This window comes from Escherichia sp. MOD1-EC5990 (genome assembly GCF_002965285.1).
Classification (GTDB): Bacteria; Pseudomonadota; Gammaproteobacteria; order Enterobacterales; family Enterobacteriaceae; genus Escherichia; species Escherichia coli_F.
Genome location: NZ_PTRV01000075.1, coordinates 1 through 739 on the forward strand (window position 1 = coordinate 1; position 739 = coordinate 739).

The 739-nt window shown below is 62.9% G+C and carries 1 pseudogene; it reads left to right on the forward strand.

Annotated elements, in window-relative coordinates:
• A pseudogene (locus tag BEB42_RS25925) lies at window positions 1–739 on the forward strand (RHS repeat protein); the annotation flags it as partial.

The following is a 739-nucleotide window of genomic DNA, read 5'->3' on the forward strand; positions in this document are numbered from 1 at the left end:
GCAGGCTGACGGGTATCTTCAGCCCGGACGGCATATCACAGCGCACCGGCTACGACGAACGCGGGCGGGTGAATGTCACCACTCAGGGCCGACGGGCCATTGAGTACCACTACCCCGATGAGCACACCGTCATCCGCTGTATCCTGCCACCGGAAGATGAACGCGACAGACATCCCGGTGAATTCCTGCTGAAAACCACCTACCGCTACAACGCCGCCCGAGAACTGACGGAGGTTATCCTGCCGGGGGATGAGACGCTGACGTTCAGCCGTGATGAGGCTGGACGTGAAGTGCTCCGGCACAGTAACCGGGGTTTTGCCTGTGAGCAGGGCTGGAATGCAGCCGGTCAGCTTACCAGCCAGCGCGCCGGACTTTTCCCGGCGGAAGCCACATGGGGCGGACTGCTCCCCTCACTGGTGCGGGAGTACCGTTACGACAGCGCGGGCAATGTGTCGGCTGTCACCAGCCGGGAAGACTACGGACGGGAAACACGGCGGGAGTACCAGCTGGACCGGAACGGCCAGGTCACAACGGTGACAGCCTCAGGCACCGGGCTGGGCTATGGCGAAGGCGACGAGACTTATGGCTATGACAGCTGCGGCTACCTGAAGGCGCAGTCTGCGGGCAGGCACCGGATAAGTGAAGAGACTGACCAGTATGCCGGAGGCCACCGGCTGAAACAGGCCGGAAACACGCAGTATGACTATGACGCCGCAGGCCGGATGGTCAGCCGCACCAG